The organism is Pseudomonas sp. KCJK9111 (assembly GCF_046231935.1).
Lineage (GTDB): Bacteria > Pseudomonadota > Gammaproteobacteria > Pseudomonadales > Pseudomonadaceae > Aquipseudomonas > Aquipseudomonas parafulva_B.
In genome coordinates this window covers 39,718-61,837 of sequence record NZ_JBJJMO010000016.1, presented here as the reverse complement: position 1 = coordinate 61,837, position 22,120 = coordinate 39,718, and the positions used below count along the sequence as shown (strand labels likewise).

Annotated in this window: 18 protein-coding genes; 8 read left to right on the top strand and 10 right to left on the bottom strand. The window is 57.6% G+C overall.

The genetic code is table 11. From position 1 onward, the window contains the following. Positions 1-4 precede the first annotated feature (4 nt). The 4 genes from zorA1 to ACK59L_RS08690 all read right to left on the bottom strand — a co-directional run bounded on the left by zorA1 (position 5) and on the right by ACK59L_RS08690 (position 6,845). Positions 5-2,197: a type I Zorya anti-phage system protein ZorA1 gene (zorA1, locus tag ACK59L_RS08705; RefSeq protein WP_409273031.1), complete on the bottom strand. Its 2,193-nt coding sequence runs from the start codon at positions 2,195-2,197 to the stop codon at positions 5-7. Positions 2,198-2,564: 367 nt separating this feature from the next. Continuing rightward, a complete protein-coding gene (locus ACK59L_RS08700) occupies positions 2,565-4,595 on the bottom strand; it encodes a DUF262 domain-containing protein (protein WP_409273029.1) in 2,031 nt (676 codons plus the stop codon). Beyond that, positions 4,585-6,105, bottom strand: coding sequence for a DUF262 domain-containing protein (locus ACK59L_RS08695; RefSeq protein ID WP_409273027.1), 1,521 nt, complete (start codon positions 6,103-6,105; stop codon positions 4,585-4,587). Before ACK59L_RS08695 ends, ACK59L_RS08700 begins: the two co-directional genes overlap by 11 nt. Beyond that, positions 6,102-6,845 (bottom strand): hypothetical protein, encoded by a 744-nt coding sequence (locus ACK59L_RS08690; protein ID WP_409273025.1) that lies wholly within the window; start codon positions 6,843-6,845, stop codon positions 6,102-6,104. The genes ACK59L_RS08695 and ACK59L_RS08690 overlap by 4 nt, the downstream gene beginning before the upstream one ends. Positions 6,846-7,337: 492 nt before the next feature. Between ACK59L_RS08690 and ACK59L_RS08685 the strand changes: the two genes are divergently transcribed. Genes ACK59L_RS08685 through ACK59L_RS08655 form a run of 7 tightly spaced genes read left to right on the top strand, consistent with a single transcriptional unit; the run spans position 7,338 to position 14,183 of the window. After that, positions 7,338-8,207, top strand: coding sequence for a GTPase (locus ACK59L_RS08685; protein WP_409273023.1), 870 nt, complete (start codon positions 7,338-7,340; stop codon positions 8,205-8,207). An 11-nt stretch (positions 8,208-8,218) separates the two neighbouring features. Next, positions 8,219-8,812 carry a hypothetical protein gene (locus ACK59L_RS08680; RefSeq protein ID WP_409273021.1) on the top strand — a complete coding sequence of 198 codons (594 nt, stop codon included), beginning with the start codon at positions 8,219-8,221 and terminating at the stop codon, positions 8,810-8,812. 7 nt (positions 8,813-8,819) lie between these two features. Then, positions 8,820-10,583 (top strand): dynamin family protein, encoded by a 1,764-nt coding sequence (locus tag ACK59L_RS08675; protein WP_409273019.1) that lies wholly within the window; start codon positions 8,820-8,822, stop codon positions 10,581-10,583. Then, positions 10,580-12,214 carry a GTPase gene (locus tag ACK59L_RS08670; RefSeq protein WP_409273017.1) on the top strand — a complete coding sequence of 545 codons (1,635 nt, stop codon included), beginning with the start codon at positions 10,580-10,582 and terminating at the stop codon, positions 12,212-12,214. The genes ACK59L_RS08675 and ACK59L_RS08670 overlap by 4 nt, the downstream gene beginning before the upstream one ends. A gap of 49 nt (positions 12,215-12,263) precedes the next feature. Beyond that, positions 12,264-12,536 carry a YkgJ family cysteine cluster protein gene (locus ACK59L_RS08665; RefSeq protein ID WP_392475127.1) on the top strand — a complete coding sequence of 91 codons (273 nt, stop codon included), beginning with the start codon at positions 12,264-12,266 and terminating at the stop codon, positions 12,534-12,536. 10 nt (positions 12,537-12,546) lie between these two features. Continuing rightward, a complete protein-coding gene (locus ACK59L_RS08660) occupies positions 12,547-13,287 on the top strand; it encodes a DUF3944 domain-containing protein (RefSeq protein WP_392475129.1) in 741 nt (246 codons plus the stop codon). After that, positions 13,287-14,183: a hypothetical protein gene (locus tag ACK59L_RS08655; RefSeq protein WP_409273015.1), complete on the top strand. Its 897-nt coding sequence runs from the start codon at positions 13,287-13,289 to the stop codon at positions 14,181-14,183. Before ACK59L_RS08660 ends, ACK59L_RS08655 begins: the two co-directional genes overlap by 1 nt. Positions 14,184-14,301: 118 nt before the next feature. On the opposite strand, the gene ACK59L_RS08650 is transcribed toward ACK59L_RS08655, so the two are convergent. The 4 genes from ACK59L_RS08650 to ACK59L_RS08635 form a co-directional block, all read right to left on the bottom strand. Continuing rightward, positions 14,302-15,039: a hypothetical protein gene (locus ACK59L_RS08650; RefSeq protein ID WP_392475131.1), complete on the bottom strand. Its 738-nt coding sequence runs from the start codon at positions 15,037-15,039 to the stop codon at positions 14,302-14,304. A gap of 185 nt (positions 15,040-15,224) precedes the next feature. Further along, entirely contained in the window at positions 15,225-15,350 is a 126-nt protein-coding gene (locus ACK59L_RS08645; protein WP_409273012.1) for a hypothetical protein, read from the bottom strand. 287 nt (positions 15,351-15,637) lie between these two features. Further along, a complete protein-coding gene (locus ACK59L_RS08640; RefSeq protein ID WP_409273011.1) occupies positions 15,638-16,690 on the bottom strand; it encodes an ADP-ribosylglycohydrolase family protein in 1,053 nt (350 codons plus the stop codon). A gap of 8 nt (positions 16,691-16,698) precedes the next feature. Next, positions 16,699-16,959, bottom strand: a complete 261-nt coding sequence (locus ACK59L_RS08635) for a hypothetical protein (RefSeq protein ID WP_144968035.1) — start codon at positions 16,957-16,959, stop codon at positions 16,699-16,701. A 119-nt stretch (positions 16,960-17,078) separates the two neighbouring features. On the opposite strand from ACK59L_RS08635, the gene ACK59L_RS08630 reads away from it, so the two are divergent. After that, positions 17,079-17,954, top strand: a complete 876-nt coding sequence (locus ACK59L_RS08630) for a WYL domain-containing protein (RefSeq protein WP_100850779.1) — start codon at positions 17,079-17,081, stop codon at positions 17,952-17,954. Between the two features lie 61 nt (positions 17,955-18,015). Here ACK59L_RS08630 and ACK59L_RS08625 read toward each other — a convergent pair whose 3' ends face one another. Both ACK59L_RS08625 and ACK59L_RS08620 read right to left on the bottom strand, forming a co-directional pair. Beyond that, positions 18,016-18,675: an ankyrin repeat domain-containing protein gene (locus ACK59L_RS08625; protein WP_409273008.1), complete on the bottom strand. Its 660-nt coding sequence runs from the start codon at positions 18,673-18,675 to the stop codon at positions 18,016-18,018. Positions 18,676-18,712: 37 nt separating this feature from the next. Beyond that, complete coding sequence (locus ACK59L_RS08620; RefSeq protein WP_409273006.1) at positions 18,713-22,114, bottom strand: TM0106 family RecB-like putative nuclease; 3,402 nt, start codon at positions 22,112-22,114, stop codon at positions 18,713-18,715. Between the last annotated feature and the right edge of the window lie 6 nt (positions 22,115-22,120).

Here is a 22,120-nt window from a genome sequence, read left to right as displayed (position 1 = left end):
TCCGTTACCGCCTGATGCGTTCCATGATGTCGCCGAAGTCTTCAAGGCTTTCCTTGACCCCCTCCACACCGCCAGCGAGGCTTTTGACGGCTTTATCGAGCTCGGTGTCGAGGCTACCCAGGGTTTGTCTCAACGCCCGGTCCATACCCTCACCGAATTCCTTGAAGCCGTTACCCAGCACACCGCTGATGTTTTCGAGGTACTCATACACTTCACGGTTAAGAGCCTGCATCCGTTCGCTCTGAACTTTCAGGTCCTGGAGATACTGACTGCGACCGCTGGCTTCTCCTTGGGCACTGGCAACTACCCCTTCGATGACAGCGAGCGTTTTCGCGAGCGCTTCACGATTGTTCCGGTAGTCCGCGACAACGGTATTCAGCTCTCGTGAAGCCTGTGCAAGTTCAGCCCCTGCGCCCTGGACTGTACCCATCAACCCTGCAGTCGATTCACTGGCTCGCACAACGCTTTGCCCGGCAGTTTCAAATCGCTCAGCCGCCGCCCGCATCTTGTCCGCACCTAGCTGCATGCTGTGCAGATGCTGCTCTGTCTGGGCGCTCAACGCATTGACAGTGTCCTGGGCAGATTTCTGTTGCTCGGAAACCGTCTGCAGCAATGCCTTGACCTGCTCGTCGAGGCCACCCACCAGGTCGCGGGTACCTTGGTGCAGGTCTGCTTGGGCTGCGCGGGTGGATTGATCCATCTGCTGCTGGCCCTGTTCCAATTGCTTAAAGACTGCAGAGAGCTGCTCACCCAGCACCTCAACGGAGCCTGCAATCTTGGCCATGGTTTCCTGCTGGCCTTGGCCGATGCTCTGCTTGATCGACTCGACAAAAGCCTGGAGATTCTCAGCCATTGCCTGTTGGCGAGCCTCGCTTTGAGCAAACAGCTTCTCCATTTGCTCGGCCATTCGAACGCCAGCCCCCTCCCCTTCGTTGCCGATACGGGCAACCGAAGCCTGAAGATTGGCGAGCATCTCGTTCATCCCCGCCTGCATGGCGTTTTGTCCGGCCTGCATATCGGCCAGTAGCTGGGCAATCATGGTCGAACTGTTTTGATTCGAGGACTCGCTAGCCGAACGCATATCCTGGATCAGCGTCGAGAAGCCCTGCTGCATCGACTGCATGGCGGCAACCGACTGGCCCATCAACTCGTGCAGGCCATTGAACTGCTGGCCGAACGTACCTTCCAGCTTGTTCATAAACGCCACCAGAACATCCTGAAGCAGGTTCTGTACCTGCCCGGACTGATCGCCACTGGCGGCCTGCACGGCCCCCGCGATGGCTTCAAGCGGCGACTTGAGGCTATTTTCAATTGCGCCGCTCACCTGGTCGGCCAGCAGCTGCCCCGAGTCACGGTAGGTCGTCGACAAGGTATCTGCCAATTTGAGGCTTTCACGGACCTGGGTATCAACCAGGTTCTGTAGCATTTCCCGCAGATCGGTTACCAGGCTGTCCTTCAACTGACGGGTTTGCACCGAGCTTTCAGCACTTGATCGCACCAGCTCGGCCAGGTATTCCTCGCCGACACCGCTGTCAAAGAGCCCGTCGATGGTTTCATTAAATGCCTCAAGCAGCTTGTAGCAGTGTCCCAAGCGCCACTTTTCAGTAAGCGTGACGGCGATAGAGGCCATGATTGAAATGAAGGAGCCGATGAAAGCGAACAGCACGTCTTTCAACAGCTTATCGACGCTGGCGTTAACCTGTTCAGGCGTGCTCGGGTCAAAGTGCTGAAGACCTAGCATCAGGCCGAAGAAGGTTCCGACGATCCCGATACCGGTCAAGATACCCGGTAGGTGCTTATAGAACTCGGTCCCCAGCGGGGTATCAACCACACTTTGCGGTGAGAAGAAGTGTGCAGCACCGGCAGTGGCTCGCGATCGGACAAGAACCTGTTCGCCCTCCTTGAGCTCGAACTGATCGTGCAGCGTTTCAGCATACTCACGCCAGGAATGCTCCAATCTGCCGCCACTGAACAGACGTTCAAGCTCAGAGCGCCGAAGAGGTGGAGCGAGAGTTTTCACGTTCTGCAAGCTAACAGTCAAACGTTTCAGCTGGGCGCTAAGCTTGAATGACCTACAGAAGTAACGGACGAAGTACCAAGCGCAAAGAATGAAAACGAGACCAACAACCATTTTTGGTGCTATCAGCTGCTCAGAGCTTGCTGCACCCCATAGGTGCAACAACGTCGAAAAATCCATACCTTCCGCCTTCAATTAAGCATTTTTTGATATTCAGCAAGACCGCATTACCCACACGAATGCGCCAATCGCCTGTCCCGCTGGGGACAGCGACAGCACCTTGCCAAGCACGTTTTGGGGCACTACAAGCTCGGAGTGGAATGGGCGTATCAACGCGCCCCCGGAACCTTCCTTGGAAAAATGCCAGAGAATAATATCTTTATGCCATCACCTTAGCCTGAGCCGTAACCGTCGTAAAGCCGGGAACCACTAATGGCCCCCTGACTTGGGAGACCGAAAAAGCTTGTCGAGGGCGTTCCATGCCTTAGCAAGCAGGCGGCTGAATGACGGCATAGGATTCGCTGAAATCCCAAGCCTTCGCTACCCGCTAGTGGTTACAGAAATCCCTTTGGTAATGGCGTCGCATTGCCTCCAGCATTGCAGTTTGATGCGCTTCTGCCTTCGCATCACCCCATTCGCTATTCGAATATATCAAGTCCATCTTCAAAGAGTCTGGCCGCTTCTCAAGGGCTCGCTTGTTTAGGAATCGCTGGCGCTTTTCGTTGTACGGCAAATTGCTGTACTCGGAGTTGATGCTGCGCGAGACCAGCGCCAGATTGCCAAAGCGGTTCAGCCAGGCGCTGGTGACCTTATTGGTATCGGTCGCCTGTGGATTCTGCGGCGAAATATGCTCCACCGAGTTCTTGGCTGTGAAGCGGAAGTTGCCCCATGCATCATGATCACGATGCTGCTCATGCCAGAGCACAAAGTCCAGCTTGTAGAACCAGTAATGGGCAAAGTCGACGCCATAATCGCAGGGCAACACCGCTTCGAATTGAAGCGCAGCAGCGGTGCACCAGGGCTCATTCATGAATGCTCGCGTGCGCACTACCAAGGGATCGCTCGTCACTTCCCCGAGCAATTGGTTATCCAAATGGCACAGGAAGCCGTAGTAGCGCTCAACCTCCTCCACGCTGCCACGCAAGGTTTGCGCATGCTTGTGGATGAAATAGAGGAACGGAGTCAACCAATAATGGGTGGTGATCTCCTGGGAGTGGTAGAGCATGCTCTGCAGTAACGACATGCCTTGTTTCAGATCATTGTCACGGCTGCGATTGATGTAACGCTTGTCATCATTGGCAGAGATCGAGGTGTGGCAAATTTGATGAACCTCGTCATCCCCCTGATCGACCCACTTGATGACGTATTCATCCCAAAGCACCCGCATACGCCAAAGCAGGTCGATGAACCCTTGTGCCCTCGCGGTACGCTGCGCGGGCTCCGCCGGCTGCAGTAAATGGGCCTCGAACAAGGTAAGCAGGTGCCGATCCAGCACGCGGGGCAGGTCCGGCTGCCCTTGCTCTTTCAACCAGATGCGCAGCACATGCAGAAGGAACAAAGGGAAGCCAATAATACTGCGCGCCCATGGTGCCTCCCCTTCGTCCATCGCGATGGTCGCGGATCCATTGTCAAACTTGGGATCTGCGCCGTTGACAATGTTATCCAAGGTCAGCCGTTCAGCAGATTCCACCTGTGCAGCCTCGGCTCTTCGCGACAGCAGGCCGTGCACAGCTACTGCGTGAAGCAACTGCCCTTTGCTATAGAGATCACCCAAACGGTGAGCCTCCAGCTGTGTATCCTGGCAGAGATTACGTTCGACAAAGCCACTCATGTCGGCACAAGCGTTCCACAAAGCTGCGTAACGGGAACGACTTTCGGCGGGGATGTCGCGCAGTAGCCTAGCCTTGAGAATTTCGTGATGCTGGAGCTGGATGCCGCGGTTGTTGATGACCTCAAACAACTTGTTCAAGTCCATCCCCTCAGGCACCTGTGTGAGCACGAGCGAAACCTTGCGATAAACGAAGCAAGCGAGTTCCTTGAGGTATTCGTCATCCACAGGCTTGCCATCCGCACGCTTGTAGGTCTGCTTGAAAGAAGCCATCAGTTGCTGAGCTTCTCTCATGCTTTGAGTATCCGGGATCTCTGGGCTTGCTGCACTTTTGCCAGGCATCATGCTGGCAAGAAAGGTGTTCACCTGCTCGCGGATCGAGAAATGCAGGCGTGGAATCACGCTGTCCTTCAGCACTACCCTGCTGAAGTCGCCCATCACTTGGTTCCATATGGCGACCGTGCTGAGCATCCACAGCGTCGTGAAGCGCTGCTGCCCATCGATCAGGTCGAAGCGGCGCAGACCCTTAAGGCGATCTTGCTCAGAGGTTTTTTCGACCAGCAGGGCACCACCCAGAAAAAACTGGTCTTCGCCCCGATCAAAGGCATTCGCCATATCGGTCATCAATGTCTTGATCTGATCATCACCCCAGACGTACAGACGCTGGTAAATAGGCACGTTGAAGCACCAGGCCGCGTCGTCTTGATGAACCAGCTGTTCCAAGGTGAAGAGACGGGAATCAATACTCATGGCGATCTTCCTGGCAAGTCTTCAAGTACGTTTCGAGCCATAGCGATTTTCCCGCAAGGGTCGAGCATTCGGAGTCCAACTGCCCTTGATAGAAATCCAGGACCGCCCTCTTGTATCGCCCCTGCACCCCCTGCCCTGCTGATACCGTTTCGTTAGCATACGAAGACGCCACCGCTTGTTGTCGGTGCTGAAGGAAATCCAGCACCTGCTTCGGGTGGTAACTCTGGGCAATCACATCCAACAGGTTCAGCTCGGCCAGCCTGAAGAAATTGGCCGCGGTTTCCTGCTTGACCTGTTTTTTCTCCAGGCGAATCGCGCCCAGCAAAAACTCCAAGCGCAGGGCAAAAGCGGTCAGTTGTTCAACGTCGAACTGATCGACATACATCAGGCTACAGAGCATGAAGATCTCGCGCAGGTACTCCTGGTTACTACGCAGCAGCTGTTTGTAAATCGTGCGGAAGATACTGACCTGCGGACAAGGAGCAGGATCATTCATTAGCCGTTGCAGCAACGCTGCGTACTTGTCTGCGTATAGAAAGAACCCAACACCTTCATGGATGGGCTGACGCAACGCCATAGGCAGGCTTGCAGGATTTTGCCCGACTCGCAGCTGGCTACCCTGCAGCACATAATCACCATCTCCCGCCAGCGTCATGCAGGACGCTAGCCGATTGTGCCGGGTCGCGTAGAGCGGCACGCTGTCAATACAGCTACGGCTGTCGGCGGCGTGGGGCCAAGTGTCGCGCTGGAATTCTGCCAGGAGCGGTTCGTGCTTCCCCGCAGGCGTGTGCGATCCGCGCCAACGCCGCGCACGCCAGAGAAAACGATTGAATAAGTTAGGGGCGAAGTCCTGACCTGGGCTCAGCACCGCCGGGTGGCGTTGCAGCCTCTCCCAGCGCTCTGCACAATCCCTCTGCAGTGCAGCCTTGAGTTCAGTCTTCCCTTGCGCGTAGTCGATCGCACGCAGGTGATAGGCCTTGAGCAGGTCAGTGGCCTCCAAGCGCACCCCGCGGTTGTTCTGGGTGTCGAAGAAGGTGAAAGCGAGATCAGTGCTGTCCACTTCGATCACTGTCAGTCGCAGCCTTTCGATGATCTGCGGCGCAATCGCCTCCATTTGCCTCAATGCCTGCAACCCCTCAGCAATATGTCGCGCGGATTGTCCCGAATAGCTGAGTGCCTGTCCCACTGGCAGCTTGCCGGTAGAGCGGTGATACAACAGCGACAGCGCGGTGATGCGCTGCTGACCATCGATGATGAACCGCTTCGACTGGCTTGCGTCGCGATGCAGTAGTACACCACCCATGTAGTAAGGCAGGGTGGTATCCGCCTGTGCTGCATATGTTGCTAGGTCATTGACCAGTTGCGTCAGCTTGTCTGGCCCCCAGACGAAACCACGCTGATAGCTGTCCAATGCCAACGGCCAATCGCTTGCATTGAGTAATTCTGCGAAAGACAGAGTACTGACCCGTACAAGCGAATTCGGCTTGGCGGGTAAGAATTCCGGGATCAATTTTCGTCCCAACGTTTACGCAGCGTCCTGATCAGCGCGTTTCCTCGCAACGCGCGGCCGTCTGGCCCACAGAGTGCGACAGAACCTTCCGGCAACCCGAAGACTTCTTCGATCCTTGCCCGGATGGTGCTCACTTTCGCATCCGAGCGCGCGGCCCGATAGCGAGCCGCCTTCCGGTTTCCGATAACGACCGTTGAGTCTTCTTCCAGGTCATCCGAAGCCTCCAGGTCCTCGGTATCCCAGGCCTCTTCCGCGTCATCCCCCTCGACCAGCTCGCCATCGTCGTCGGCCTCTTCAGCCTCGTCTACTTCAGCGGTTAGGTCAGCCAACGTCTGGGCATGGGAGTACCATGTGCTGGCATCCTCTTGTTCCCACACTAAGCCATCCTGGACATGGAAGGTGCGCAGGGCTGCGGAAGACGGAACGTAATCACTGAATCGCGACTTCACGGCCGGCAAACGTTCAAAGCCAGCCCCCAAGGCACGCAGCACTTTTTCTGGGCCTGCAACTAGCAAAAATTCAGACCAGCAAGGCTCGCGGAAATTGACGCTGACAGTACCGTACATATAGAGAGTCGCCCGCACTGAAGCGTCCTGCTCAGCCAATTGGGTGAGTACCTGCATCACCGTGCGGTAGATGCTGAAACCTGCGTCCTCGATGGACTGCGAATCGACCTCGACGGTGGGTAAGGGCGATTTACTGTTGACGAATGCGAGCTCCGTCACCGATTTCTTGATCATTGCCTTCATTCCTTGAGCGGGACATTGGGTGGGTGTAACGAGCTGGTTTGCCACGATTGCAAACGTTGGAGATGAGCTCACAGTGCGACCACAGCCTTCCCCTGCAAAAAACCGTATGATTGAGAGGGCATAATGCCACCATGGCATGTTAAAACTCTACCATCCCTCCTCGAACCTGGTGTCATGGGGGTCGCCACCTGGTACAGCAGCGTCATGCCAGATCAACTGGGTGACAGCGCCAACCTGCTAGGCAAGCGGATTCTGGTCATTTAATCCGATGATGCTGGATAGCCCGAACCCATTGTGAGCTTGCCCAAGGCTTAACATCTCAAGGCTAAAGCCGTAACTCTCCTGCCAATGCCTACCGATCGCGCTCGGCAATAAAGTCAAAATGCATATTTAATAGCCGTATGACATCATGCTCTGCACCCTGAGCCTGGCAGTGGGCTGATGGACAGCAAACAACAGTGATGCGACAGGAGACGCTGACTGATGGACCGGACCAAACGACTTGAGGCGCTGGAGGCGGAGTACCAGCTGTTTGTTAACCAGCGCGACAATGCCCCCCCGAGCAAGCCCCGCATTGCCGCCTGGGGCCTGGTCAAGGCAGGGAAAAGCTCCCTGCTCAATATGCTCAGCGGCCACGCCAGCGACGAGCATTTCCAAACCGGTGATGTGCGTACCACCCGTACCAACCAAGCGCTGGAACTCGACAACTACGTACTGGTGGATACCCCAGGTCTGGGCTATGACCAGGATGACACTCAACAAGCGAACCAGGGCCTCGATGCTGCTGATGTTGTGCTGTTCGTTCATGCCCCGCCTGGTGAACTGGACCAGGAAGAAGTGGCCCTACTCGACCAGCTGCGCAGCGCTTATGGCCAGGATGTTGGCGAGCGGGTGGTGCTAGTGATCAGCCAGCTGGACAAGCTGCAGGACGCCGACCTCGCCGCAGTCAAGGACACCATCGAACGCCAGGCCTTGATTCATCTGGGTACGGCGCCTGAATGCTTCGTCATCTCCAACACGCGCTTCAAAAGCGGTGTAGAGAAGAACAAGCAAGGGCTCTGCGAGAAAAGCGGCATCCCACAGTTGGCGCAGCATCTGCAAACACTTTCGAAAAGCCTCGCTCAGTCTCTGGCAGAGGCCCGGCATAGGCGCCTGGCACGGCGTGCTTTGGAGCTGGGCGAGCGGATCGACGCTGAGATCGAACGGGACCTCAAGCTGATCGAGCAGATCACCGAGCCATATGTGGTCAAGGCCAAAGCCTTCGTAGAGCACATCGACGGCGCTCGGCGCACCTTCAAAGCTCATACGTCCGAAATGCAAAAAGCACGCACCAAACTCGACAGCCTCAAGTAAGGAGACTTGCAATGCCTCTACCCTGGTTGATCGGCGTTGCAGCAGTCGCTGCTGCCGCCGCCATTGCCAAAGCGGTCAGTGACGACAGCCCGCCATCTTCGAGCAGTACCACGCACCACGACGATAGCGAACGGCGTCCGCAGGAGCAGGAAGCCAAGCGCCAGCGGGAACGCGAAAACCTGAAAGCCCGCGTGCAGTCACTTGCAGGCGACCGACGGGAACAACTCAAGGCCCAGCTCAGGGGAGCGGCATCTACGCTGGCCGCCTCGTCAGACAAACACAATCCGGTCACTGAAAGTGTCAACAAGATGACCCGCTTGACGCTCGAAGGGGTGCCAGGGGATCAGCTCGAACAACGCATCCGTAGCACCGCATCGTCGACATCGAGTTACGGCAAGACGGTCAAAGCCATTCTTCAGGCGTCGCCCGCCATGGAAGGCGGCCACATCGCTCATTTCATGCAAGGCGTGAATCTGCTCGAATCCGTGACCGCGCCTGCAGAGGCGTCTGCCTCCGACCAAGCAGCGCTCGCCCAGGCGCAAGCGACCCTGGCACGTATCGAGCGGCTGCAGCAGCTGAAACGTCAACTTCTCCCTCAGGCGTAATTGATCCATGAGCACTGTTACTCGCGATGAGTTGATGCAGGTCTTTCAACAACTGCAGGGTCAGTTTTCCAGTAAGAAGCAAGACTTAGCGCAGGCCCAACAACGCTTTGATACGCTGCGCACGGGCTTTGTCACGCTGTTGCGACAGCAAACCGAAACCATGGCCAGCGCGGTCAGCGAAAATAACCCGCTCAAGGAAGGCGCGTCCCAGATGGCGCGACGCCTGAAGGATCAATTCAGTGTTTGGGAAGAGCGCGCCGAGATACGTGCGAGAGGCGCGGAGTTTCGTGAAAACTACAACGATTCCCTGCTGGTGTTCGTGTACGGCAAGGTCAAGTCGGGCAAGAGCTCGCTGGGCAACTACGTGGCCTGGGGGCACAGTGAGCCCACTGCGCAACTCAAAGACCATGCTACTCTGAAACCCACGTATTTCTCCCATGACCGAACCGACGTCGCCAGCGGCGACAAAGAAGGCGAGGCGTACAGTTCCAAGCAATTCAGGGTCGGCGCCACCGAGGCCACCAGTTCTATTCAAGGCTTCAAGCTGCCTGGGTTCACCTGGGTCGACTCTCCAGGGTTGCATTCGACCAATTCGGCCAATGGCGACTTGGCGCGCAAGTATGTCGACCAGGCGGACCTGATTCTCTACACCATGAACTCGCAAGCTCCGGGCCGCCAATCCGACATGAGCGAGGTCAGCAGCCTGCTCGATGGTAAGCGCACGTTGATGATTCTGCTGACCGGCAGCGACATCACCGATGAAGACGAGGACGACGATGGGCAACTCGTCACCGAAGTATTGATGAAGTCAAAGGAAACCCAGCAGCGGCAAATCCTGGAGGTCACCAGCAACTTGGTGGAGATGCAACATGACGCTGCCAACCATGTCACCATCCTGCCTATCTCGACCCGTTTTGCCGAGCGCCACCCCTCGAACTTGCAAGAAAGTGGCCTGGGTACCCTGTACCAAACTCTCAAGGCATTGGCGCAAGGCCCAGGTGTCGATCTCAAGCTGACCACCCCTCTGAACAACCTGCGCAAGGCTATAGCTGAAACCTGCGACGACCTGAGCCTGATCAAGGAGCTGACCGAGACGCTCGACCAGCAGATCCAGAAGCAGGAGCAGGCGGTAGAGCGCGAGCTGCGAACTCTGAGCCAGAAGGGCGTCACCGAAATGCGCAGTTTCATCAACCAGCTGTTCAACGGGCCCCGCACCGACGACGCGCAGTTTCAGCTGCGCAAGCGCCTGGCCACGGTGCTAGGCAAGCTGACTGGTGAGGCCATAAAAGGCATCGGTGAAAGTCAGCAAAATGCGCTGCAGCGTGCGTTCGACACCAGCCGTCTCGGCGCCATCCCTGCTTACCGGGAAGTTACGGTCGAGAAGGAATACACCAGCGGCACCCGCAGCAGCACCAAAACTGCCTGGGGCGCTGGCGGGGCGGTTCTCGGTGGCGTCATTGGCTTCTTCGTTGGCGGCCCCGCGGGCGCAGCTGCGGGGGCCTCGCTGGGGAGTGCCGCGAGCATGATCGGCCGCGGCGCCGAGGCCATCCGCGTCAAACACAACGTGGTCGTCGGCGACAACCTGGAAGAACAACGCCAGGTGGCCATCGAGCAGTACGCTAATGCCCTACCAGACTATCTGACCGAGCAGGTACGGGGCATCTACGAGCCGCTGAGGGACTCCATGCTCGAGTACTGCCAAATCCTGACCATCGAAATGGAGCGCCTGCGTCAGGCACTCATCACCCTCGAAACGAGCACTGCACAATGACCCAACCAGGCCCGATGACCCAACTGCTAGCCCTCTATGAGGAAGTGGATGGACTGTGTGAAACCTACAACCCGCAGTCTGTCGCCAGCATTCGCGAACTGAGCCGGGCGAAGAAGGCCCAGGCCGGCGCGAGCATCATGGTGTACGGCGTCTACAACGCCGGTAAAAGCACGCTGATCAACGCCTTGCTCGGCCAAGAGCTGGCCGCGGTAGCCGATGTGCCGGAAACCGCCCGTGTGCAAGGCTATCGCTGGGGCGATTTCGAAGTGCTCGATACGCCCGGCATCGACGCGCCGCTCGAGCATGAAGCCATCACCCGAGAGCAGCTGGTGCAGTCGGATGTGGTGATCTTCGTAGTCAATCCGCTGGGCGTCGTCGAGGAAGAAAAAACCCTCGATGTGCTGCTTGAACTGGTACTTGCCGGCAAGATGATCTTCCTGGTACTCAACTGCAAGAGCCGTTTCGACCCGATCGACCTGGCCCGCATCAAAGACGAACTCAGCGAACGCATTCAGCAGAAGGCCGGTAACCAGAAAGTGCTTGGGCATATCCCGATCCTCGAGGTCAACGCCCGCTCCGCGCTCAAGGCGAAACTGGAGAACAAGCAGAACCTGCTGAACAGCTCGGGCTTTCCGAAGTTCGAAAGCGATCTGGCCGGGTTCTTTGCATCCGTAGAGCAGAAGGCCATCGTCGCACGTGTCGCCACCGAACTGCGCAGCTTCCTCGATGCGACGGTAGCCGAGCTGGACAAACTCCAGGACCAAGCCTCGATCAAACGCCTGGACGCTTTCTATGGCGAAATCGCGCGTCGCGAGATCGATATTCGCCACGGTTTGAAATCGTTGATCGAAGCCAAGGCCGCCTACGTCGGCAAGAGCACGATCACTGCGCTGAACCAGAACATCGATGGCGCTCAGGGCAAGATCGAGCAGCTTATCGGGCAAGCCAACGAACAGATCTGCAGCGAGCTTGAAGACGCACTCACTCGCCTGGGCCTAGACGCTTCCGAGATGCTCGACGAAGTCATTCGTGAGGTGCAGGTACAGCCACAGGCCTACAATACCCAGGCTGCACCGGACCTCGATACGCCTGAAGCTCCCGCCGACCAGGCGCCCGTATCGCAAGGCATCGACCTGAGCCTACTCGAATCCGGCGTCCGCCAGGCCAGCAGCATGCTCAAGGCCGAGCATGTCGTCAGCGTGCTGAAAGTCGGCAAGCAGTGGCTGCCGACACTGTTCAAAGGCGTCGGCCCGGTCACCATGGGCAAGGTTGCCGAGCAGATCGTCGGCAAGGTCATCCCGGTCATCGGTATTGCTTTCCAAGTAGGCAGCACGCTGTACTCCGCCTTCGCTGGCGACCCTGACCAGCAGCGCCTGGAGCAACAGGCCAAACGCGAGGCCCAGGAGCGCGAGCGTCGCGACCAGGCGATCCAGGCATTCGCCGATGAGACTGCCTGGGAATTCTCGCGGTCGCTGAACACCATGGTCGATACCCACCTGAAGACCAACTTCGCCGAGATCAAGGACAAATTGCAGAGCCTGCGTGGCAGCCTCGGCCAGGACCAGCGCCGCCTTAGTGAAGACCGCGAACGCCTGGTCCAGTGCCAGGCCGCAATGGGTGAGTATGCCTGACATTCCACTGCCCTTTGCCTGCAGCCGCTGCATGGAATGCTGCCGACGCGTGCATCTGCTTGCTGATACCGCCGCAATGGACCGCGGCGACGGTGTCTGCCGGCACCTGGATGAAATCAACGCCGGTTGCCGCATCTATGACCAGCGGCCGGACGCCTGCCGCATTGATCGGCAGTACGAACTGCACTATCGCCAGGCAATGAGTTGGGAAACGTTCGTAAAAATCAATGAAGCCGGGTGCAGGCAATTGCAGGCTCTTGGCGTTGGCGAGGACGCCGGAGCAATCGTGGCTTCTACAGACAACTGCAACACACAACCATAGAGACTTCAGAATGGGTATTAGCTATCGCGCGGATGATGACCTGGCCTTTCTGCAATATTGCCGGGAAGACGATATCCGCAACCTGGCGGCCTATCTCATGTTCGACAAGGACGGAGAAAAGCGAAGAGCAAGCGAAATCGCCGACGATCCGCAATTCAAGAAGCTGCAGGGCCAGCCAGATCAATGGCGGCGCTGCTGGCAACTGGTTGCTGGTGAGCTACAACATTTCGCTGGAGACTCAATCGTCAACCTGTTCCGCCGTCAGGGTGTGCTTTACAAGGAAATGCTTTGCGACGTCTGCGACAAGACCGATGTGAAGTACGACAGCAAAGCCAGCGCCTACGCCATCGAAAACCAGCTTATCGAAAAGCTGGTGGCAAAGAGCTGGGAGCAAATGTCGCCGGAACAGCAGCGGAGCACAGCCGAAGACATGAACCTGAACGGCTCGCTCGGGGCGGTGCCGCTGGTCGCGATCGTCAATGCCATTCGTTCAGGTGGCCTGGGCTCGTTGCAGTGGTCATCCTGGCTTGCCAAGGGCGCCACTGCTTCATTCAGCAATGCAGTCGGGGTAACCCTGGGTGGTGCGGCGGCTCTGGTAGGTGGGCGCGCGGTAGCGGCCATCGCCGGGCCTTTGGCAGCGATCGCCGTCACCGTTCCTCTGCTCAGCGGTACGGCGTACCGGGTCACTATCCCGGCTGTCATTCAAATCGCGTTCATGCGGCGACAGTATGAAAAAGAGGATCACTTCTAATGCAGGCAGCAGCAGAACTTCTGGAAAAAATCTGGGTGCTCGACGAGACGGCCTTTTCAGACGCCCTCATCGATGCGCTGGCAGCAGGCAAGGCAGTCATTCATGACGGCGTGGCCTATTACGCGGCGGGCAGTGGCAAGACGGGTGTCATCCAGCACCTACCATTCAAGGAAACCGTGTTCAAGTCCGCCGAAGAAGCACTCAAGGCCGCACAGATGACCACCGTGATGGCTACCGCCGCGTCCACCTGCGTGATTCTCGGTGCGCTGATCATCCAGACCAAATACCTGGCGGCAAAACTCGACAAGATCCAGAACACCGTCGACGAAATCGCCAAAGAACTGCATACCCAGAACATCGTCTATTACATGGACAAGGTCACCGACTACATCGGCAGTATCGAAGTCGCCCGCACCTTACTCAAGGACCGCAGCCTGGCTAGCGAAATTAAGGAGGTGGCCTTCCCTTTGCTGGCGTCAGCCGCAGCCAAGCGCAACCATGCGATGTCGTTCATCGACAACATTCTGGCGTTAGCGCAAAACAGCAACGAGTTGGGCAGCAAACACTACGAGCTGGTAGTCAACTTCGCGCACATGATGCTGGAGGTCATGCCGCTCGGCATCCATACTGAATATTTGCTGGCGGCCCGGGTAGGCAAACCGATGTTCGCGCAACTGATACTTGAAGATGGCGCAGAGCGTTACCAGGCCGCAATGCAACAATATAAAGCATTCCTCAATGCTCAACATCGCGAACTGGTACGGGGTAACATGGGTGACAAAACCGTGGTCCTGCAGCGCATCGAAGACAAGGCAAGGCACCTGATTCAGTCGCAAGAGAACCAGCTACTGCTCACCTTGCCCTATGGCCCTATGGCAACGCTCGAGGCTGCGTAGGTTCACTAGCCAGTACAGTCGAGAAAGGGGCTCGAACACGAGCCCCAGCCCGGCTGAATCAAACGCGGCTCGCTCACCAGTCATCCGCTGGTGTTTTCCCAGCATGAACAGCTTGCGTTCACTTGCGCAGTAACTCATGTCGGAAGCGCGCCTCCAGCGAGGGTATTTCCAGCAGTACATCTTCATCCTCATAAACATCGTAGGAGCGCTCCATCTCGATGTCTCCCGCCATGAATGCCTCATCGAAGGGAGCATCCTCGTCGATCTCTTCGTAAAGCGCAGATGTGTAGCCCTTGATCCACAGCTTGCGCTTGTCGGCGCTGACGACATAACCCGAAGTGTACTCATTACCTGCCAGGCGATCCGGTTCGGCGGTACCCTTGCGAGACAACCCAGTGATTGCGATCACCAGATGCGCCAGCTCATCCATGTCCGGGCATACAAATGCATGAAAGTCCGGCCAGAACGCCCTGTCCCCCTCCGAAGCGCGCCACCCTTTGGTGTCGTTGACCTCGCTCAGATCTTCGTAGGGGTGCGAGTGGAACGTGCCGATCAGCTCCAACTGCGGCCAATACTCGCCGAAGAAATCCCGCTTCATCGCGATGGACTCGAAATCAGGTCGCACCCAGTCAGTATGCCGCAGTGCCGAGGTCTCGACAGTGGCGACCACCGCGACCAGGCGCGCCGGCACACCCTCACGTACCGGCAACGCATATCCCCACAGCAATCCGAACGTCTCGAGCTTCTTGTTGCTTCGCCCTCGAGCATGAGCTCTGTGTGACACTTCGTAAGCTTCAATGGCCGAAGTGAGCAGTTGTGGCAGAACATGATCCTCAACGATGACCTGCGTTCGCATTTATTCCTCCTTGGTTTCTGATTGCTTGCCATGTTCCGTGGGGCGCGTATTCATCTCCCATGCCAGTACTGGCAAATTGCCGCAATCTTAACCCGTCTCCCTATGGAGTGCCGGTACACAGGTACAAACAACCACAAGCTTCCCGATACCCTCGAACGAGTCGTCGATGCCACACTCGGCACGCGTCAAACCGCCCCTCCCCCCGCCTCCCGCGCCGCCTTCTCACGCTTCATCTCACTATATTCGCGATACAACTCGTACCCCTTGGTAACGATCACGATAAACCCAACAACGGCAAAGATATTCTTCATGGCTGCATTCTCCTTATTGATTGATTTGCCCGCCGATGCTCTAAAACCGCCGCCGCGTCAGCAACTCCGCCACCGTTCCGGCCAACCACCCAGCAGCGCGCACCTTCAATTCCTTGCCCCTACACTTCGGGCAATGGTCGCCCCCCTCCCCCGGCGCCAACGCATCACTTCGCGGCGCCACTGTTTTCGTCCAACCGCAACCTTCACATTCAACAGTGAAGGGCCTGGGTTTGATGGGCATGTTTAAGCTCCTTGGTCCCTGTACAAACTCGTTGCACCAACCACATTCAACTACCGGGATAAGCCAGCTCGATCTGCTGATCGAACGCGCCGCCAATCCCACAGTAGTCAAGCGGAACGCGCTCAATGTCTTCGGCAACCTGCGCAATCACCTGGCGCAGTTCCAGGCGTTCGAGCCAGCGGGCCGGAATGCCGCCAGCACCATGCAGCGCCCCCAGCAAGTGCCCGACTACAAGCCCCGTGCTGGCGCTGTCACCACTGTGATTCACCGCCATGATCACCCCTTCTTCGAACGAGGGCGCCGTCAGCGCGCACCACAGCCCAATCGCCAGCACCTGCTCGGCAGCCCAGCCATCGACAAAATTACCAATGCGATGCGGGGTCGGTGCATAGCCCTCGTAAAAGAAGAACAGCACACGCTCGACAAGGCCACAGATATCTTTCATCCCAGGGATTTTCCCGTACCGGGCCAAAGTTTGCGTCACAGCGTGCTCCAAGCTGGCTTGCCGATCTACAACACGCTGAAGCAGATCGGCGAACAGCCCTGCCGCCAAGTAGGCCGTCGGGTGCCCGTGCGTCAGGCGCCCGGACTGCGCTGCGTAGTCGAATGCGTTGGCGAAGAATGCGCATGGTGCAACGCGCACCAAAGCACCGCAGCCTTTGCTGTAGTTTTTGGCGACCGCACCCAACCGGCCGCTGGCCTTGAGGGCATTCAGGCTGGTGGTGTCCGGGGCACGACGCGACCAGAGCGCCATATGCTCGATCAGCCAGCCATCCGTTACGACCGGTATCACCGAGGGATGATCCTGGGTCGTCAGCCAGCGTAGCAACGCGTGGTGAATTACGCTGGGCACATGGCATGGCTGCCGCGAACTGCCAAGCACAAAAGCCCGCAGCAAGCCTTCAGCGGTAAACAGCATCATCTGCGTAGCGTCGCTGATGGCACCGGTGATGCCGTAAGCCTGGGCAAAATCACTGATGCCCTGCGCACCGAACTTGGCCTCGATCACAGGCCACTCAAGCAACTCCACGGGAGAGCCCAGCGCATCTCCGACGGCTCCCCCCAGCAGGCAGCCGCTGATCCGTTCAATTCTGTTCATATCGTCCCTTAACACCCTTCACCAGAAGCTAGGTCCTGCAAAATCACCAGCTTGCGCTGCAACTGCGCAACATGCTCCCGCTCTGCGCGCAACGCCGACCGCAGCTCGCGGTTTTCCATTTCCCAAATCTGTAGCCAGCGCAGGTCCCTCTGACAGTGCTCGACCTTTTTCCCAAGCTCACCGAGCTTCAAAGCCTGCTGAATCAGCACCAGCAGGATGATCCCCATCGCCACCAAGGCCCCTGTCGCAACCACTTCCGGCATAGTCATGCTCATATCCTTTTCTGCCCCCGATGTATTCCGAAGACAAATCGAAGATATGTAATGCAAAACTACACGTCTAGAATGTAGACTTATACAGGTAAAGTAATCGCGCACAAGGAGAGGGTATGAAACGCAAGCAATCCGTCGAGCAGGTACGCTGGGACCTGGCACTTCGCTATCGTTTGATTGAGACCGTTGCCTGGTGGGAAGGCCGGCTGACCACGGGGCACTTGATGCAGAGCTTTGGCATCAGCCGTCAGCAGGCGTCCAAGGACATCAACACCTACATCACCGAGCATGCGCCCAAAAACTTGACATATGACAAGCAGCTCAAGGGGTATGTACCGAGCAAGCAGTTCAAGCCGCTGTTCATCGACGACAGCGCCAGCGCCTATCTTCATCTGCTCTACCAGAACAATGAGCGGGCCCCGCACATCGACGGCCTCGCACTGGCCTATGCGCACACCAAGGTGCTGGAGGTGCCGGATCGACCGATTCGCCCGGAGGTCCTGCGCCCTTTGCTCAAGGCCTGCCGTGAGGGCCTGCGCCTGGAAACCGAGTACGTGTCGTTCAACACCCCCAACGTCGAGGTTCGCCTGATCGCCCCTCACACGCTGGTCTACACCGGCATGCGCTGGCATGTGCGGGCTTACTGCGAAAAGAATGGCCAATACCGCGACTTCGTGCTGAGCCGCTTGCGCGGGCAGCCGGATTTGCTCGACGCCTCACCGAACACGCGCGAGCTGGATGAAGACTGGAACACCGAGATTCCGGTCATCATCGAGCCCGACGGACGCTTGAACGAGGCGCAGAAGGCAATCATCGAGACGGACTTCGGTATGACCCAGGGGCAGTTGATTGTGCCCAGTCGCAGGGCGCTGGTGAAGTATGTGCTGCAGCGCTATCAGATTGACCGGCGCAGCCTGGCCATGAGCCCCGAGGCCCAGCAGATTGTCGTGAGCAACCTCAAAGAGCTAAAGCCGTGGTTGTTGCATGATTGAAATCGCGAGTCTCTCAGACGAGGGGCTCGATTCCCATGGTCGATGGCCCGCTCACAGAGGTTCAGCTACGGCTGTAACTACTGCGGTCGGCACACATCTGCTGCCAGATATACGCCGCGCCCAGGTAGTTGTCGATTTCCCGGATTAACAGCTGCGCCGCTATGTCGTGATGGCCCGCCAGCTTGGCAACGTCTCGGGCGGTGTGGCCCACGTTGTTCCTCGCGCTCAGGTCCAGGCAGAACGTCCGGTAGTGGTTGGCGAAATAGTTCGCAGCCTTGCTTTGGCCCTGCGCGGCCAGCCAATGGAGTGGAGTATTACCTGCCGCATCACGGTCATTCAGACTGCGGCCCTGCCGGTATCGATTGGCGAGTGCCTTGATGATGCCGCGTTTGCTGGGCAAACGATCATGGTTGACAGGGGTCAGAAAGCTACCGAGGCCTTTCCAATCCAGAAGTTCTTTTTCCCCCTCAGCCCCGAGCGCCTCCAGCGTGTCGATCCATGCCGTTCGGTTAAGCCGGTAGGCCATATCCAGTGGCGTGTTTTCGGCGCGGTCACGGTCGTTCATCGCCGCGGGAGCAAACGCCATCAGGTGCTCGGCATCGTCAAAAAGCACGGCGGCATGCCAGGTGCCTATTTCCAGCGCCAGCAGGTCGTCGATGCCGAAGCGCGTAGTCCTGAGCGTCTTTTCCATCACAGCAAGGAAAGCGGGCGGATAGTTCATGACACGTTTTCCCGGATACACAGAAAGGCCAAGGCCACTATTCACACCGGGACGACCGGTTTTCCTGTCGCCCATGACGGGTCGCCATGCACAAGCCGTTGACCAGGTTCATGTCTTGCGGCGTCTGGCAGCGAATGGCCGTCAGGTCCGGGCTGGCAACGATGCACGCCAGCGTCTTGGCTCGGCTGACCGCCACATTCAAACGGTTTTTCGAGTACAGGAAGCCAATGTCCCTTGGCAGGTAGTCTTCATTCGACGTCGCCATCGATACGATGACAATTTCCGCCTCTTGCCCCTGAAACTTATCCACAGTGCCGACGCGCGCGCCCGCCGGGAGCACTTGCTTCAACAGTTGTACCTGCAGATTGTAAGGCGCCACGACCAGGATATTTTCAAGGCACAGCGCATGCTCCACGCCGGTTTTATCCACATAGCCCTGGCGTAGGAAATACATGTACAGCGCTTTGACGCAGGCGGCTTCTTCATCGGAGCTCTGGCTGTTGCCGTCATGTTCGACAGGGCAGAACATCAGCCCGCTGGCCGGTACTTCCGGTCGCTCCCCATCGAGCAGCAACAACTGCCGCTCGGTCCCTGGCGCCGATGAAAGCTGACCTTCGTACACCGCCTGGGAGATGAAAGAGCAAACCTGCGGATGCATCCGCCAGGTCTGTGCCAGGAACACCCCTAGGTCAGGTGCGATGGCAGGCGTGCCGGCCAGCAGATAGTCGAGGATGGAGTCACCGGAGCGGCCCGGGTGCACGCCCTGCACAGGTTGCGACAATTGCATCTGGTCACCCATCAAGACGATGTTACGGGCCGCCATGCCCATGGTGACCAGGCTCGCCACACTCACCTGGCCTGCTTCATCGATGAACAGGTAATCCAACTGCTCGGTGAAGCTCGCATCGGCGAACAGCCAGGCAGTACCGGCGGTCAGGTTGATATCCGGCCCCCAGTTGTCGAGAAATTCCGTTTTGTCCTCAATGGAGCGGATGCAACGGCCGATGAATTCCGTGCCCTCGCCTTCCGATGACTTTTTCAGCCCCTTGAATCTAACACCCTCCACTTGTGCACGCGCCTCGACAGCAGCCAAGAGGTTGTTGATGGCGGAGTGCGAATTGGAGGTTACCCCGATGCGCTTGCCGGCTTTGAGCAGGTCAACGATCACATGCGAGCCGGTGTAGGTCTTGCCGGCACCTGGCGGCCCCTGAATGAACAGCACACTGTCCTCGAGGTTGCGTACCACCTGCTTGATGGCATCGGTCGTTGCCAGGTCCGGATCAAGCAAAGGCGCACCCGGCTCGATGCCTTTAACCCGTGGTGCGCGTCGATGGAGGAAATCCGCCACCGCCTGGAAGCGTTGCTCACCAGCCAAGACGCTATCGGCATAACGAAACAGTGCCTTGCGCAGCGGCGTGGACGGTATTGGCCTACCGGGAATCATGTCAAAGACTTCCGGTGGCGCCTTTTTTGCGGTGGCCTTGAATGTCGCCAGGCACGCGTCATGGTCCAGACTGACCAGTTGCACACTGGCCAACGATTCTGGGATGACACCTTTGGATCCCGAACGCATTTTGCTTTCCTGCGGCTCGAAACTGTATTCGAACAGGAACGATTTATTGATCGGTTCCGGCGGTGTTTTTGTACGCTGCAAACCGGCGAGGCTCTCGATATCCTCCAGCAACTCCTCGGTCGTCATGTCCTGGCGGCTGAACAGCTGCCACCACACCGGCTTTTCTGCCCTACGGTAGAAGTCGAGCAGTTGGAAGGTCAGTACCCTGACCTGGTCCTCGTCGCTCAGTGCGCATTCCTCGGACGGCAAGCCAGCAAGCAGTCGATCACGATAATTTGCCAGCAGGACTTCGATCTCCTTCTGCTCTGCTACGGCTTTCTCGCCCTCAGCATGCGGTACGACAAGAGCCTCGACGCCCAACGGACTTATGCTTGCAAGCCAGTTGCGTAACAGATACGTAGAGAGCACATCGTCTTCGTTGTACCGCTCGATCTGCTCAAGCAATGCTGGCTCACCAGTCTCTTTCCAGCGCTCATAGAACACGATACTCGCACCGGCATTGGTAACATCACCGTCGCGCTTTGCCATATAGAAGTGTTCGATGTTCTTGATCGAGTAGCTGGGTTCCGACACCCGGATCGCTTCACGCACCACCTTGTAAAGATCAATCAATTTGCCATTGCGCAGCAGCCAGTCCACTTGCGCCTCTCGCGTACCGTGCTGGCTCATCAGGCGCTTGATGGCCGTTTCTTCATAGCTGGCATAGTGGTAGACATGCGCATTCGGGTAACGCTCAAGGTGCGCGATGACCCAGTCGATGAACTGCTCGAACGCGATCTTTTCTTCGTCCCGGCTGTGCGCCCAAAAAGCTTTGAAGGTTTGTTCACCGCCTTCGTCTATATACAGGCCGAAGAGGTACTCCAGGCCACCCTCCTCCAGAGGATTACCTTCCATATCGAAGAACAGATCACCCTCGACTGCAGAAGGCATACGGCCAAAGCCACGCCGCTGCCCCATGACCGGCAACAGCTCGTACAACGGGGTATCGCTGGAGCGCCCCTGAAACTGCAGGCGCGCCTGATGGCGTAACTTGTTCAGTGACTCCACTTGCAGCTTGGGTATACGCAAGTCATCGCCACTGGCCGCCAACTGTTGCAAGGTGGTCACACCGCCAACCTGTAATTTCTTGATTTGCGAGCGGCTGATACCAGCGACTGCCGACAGATGGTCATCCTGTAGACGTTGTTCAGTGCAACGATCACGCCACCCACAAAAACCACAATGCCCACACGGGTCCGGGTAGGTGACCCGAGGTCCGTCAATGTTCACGAACGCAGTGAAACGCTGCAGCACCTGCTCTAGGTAATCCGCGTAGTCAGCAACCCGGTAGGCCTGTTCGGTACGCGCAACATCACCCAGCACGATGTACATGAACTGTGGCTGTACGCCCTGAATCGCTATCAGCATCCGCGAATAAAGCGCAACCTGCACCAGAAACTTGGCCTTTGTATTCTTGGCCAACTTGGTGTCGATCACTTCATAGCTGTGGCCACCCAACGCCGACGGCCGAGGCACTTTGCGCAGGAAGTCGGCATGCCCGATAAAGGCGCCTTCCTGAAGCGAGGCCTGAAAGATGATGTCCGCACCAGCCTGCATGGCTTCGATGGTCAGCTCCACCCGCCGAGGGAAGCTCGGATTACCCTCAGCGATGTCGACTACGTGGGCATGGTTGCTCTTGAGCCGTTCAAGAAATGCTGCTTCGTGGGCCAGCCCTTTGTCCTGGATCAAGCGGTTCTGCTCGCTTGCCGGGGCTTTCTCCATCGGCGCGACCAGGTGTTGCAGGTCCAGCGCTGTCAGATGCTGGCATTCCAGGAAGCCGCAGATGTCCGAGGCGGAATACAGCCGAGTCCCATTTCGAGTTTGCATGGTTGT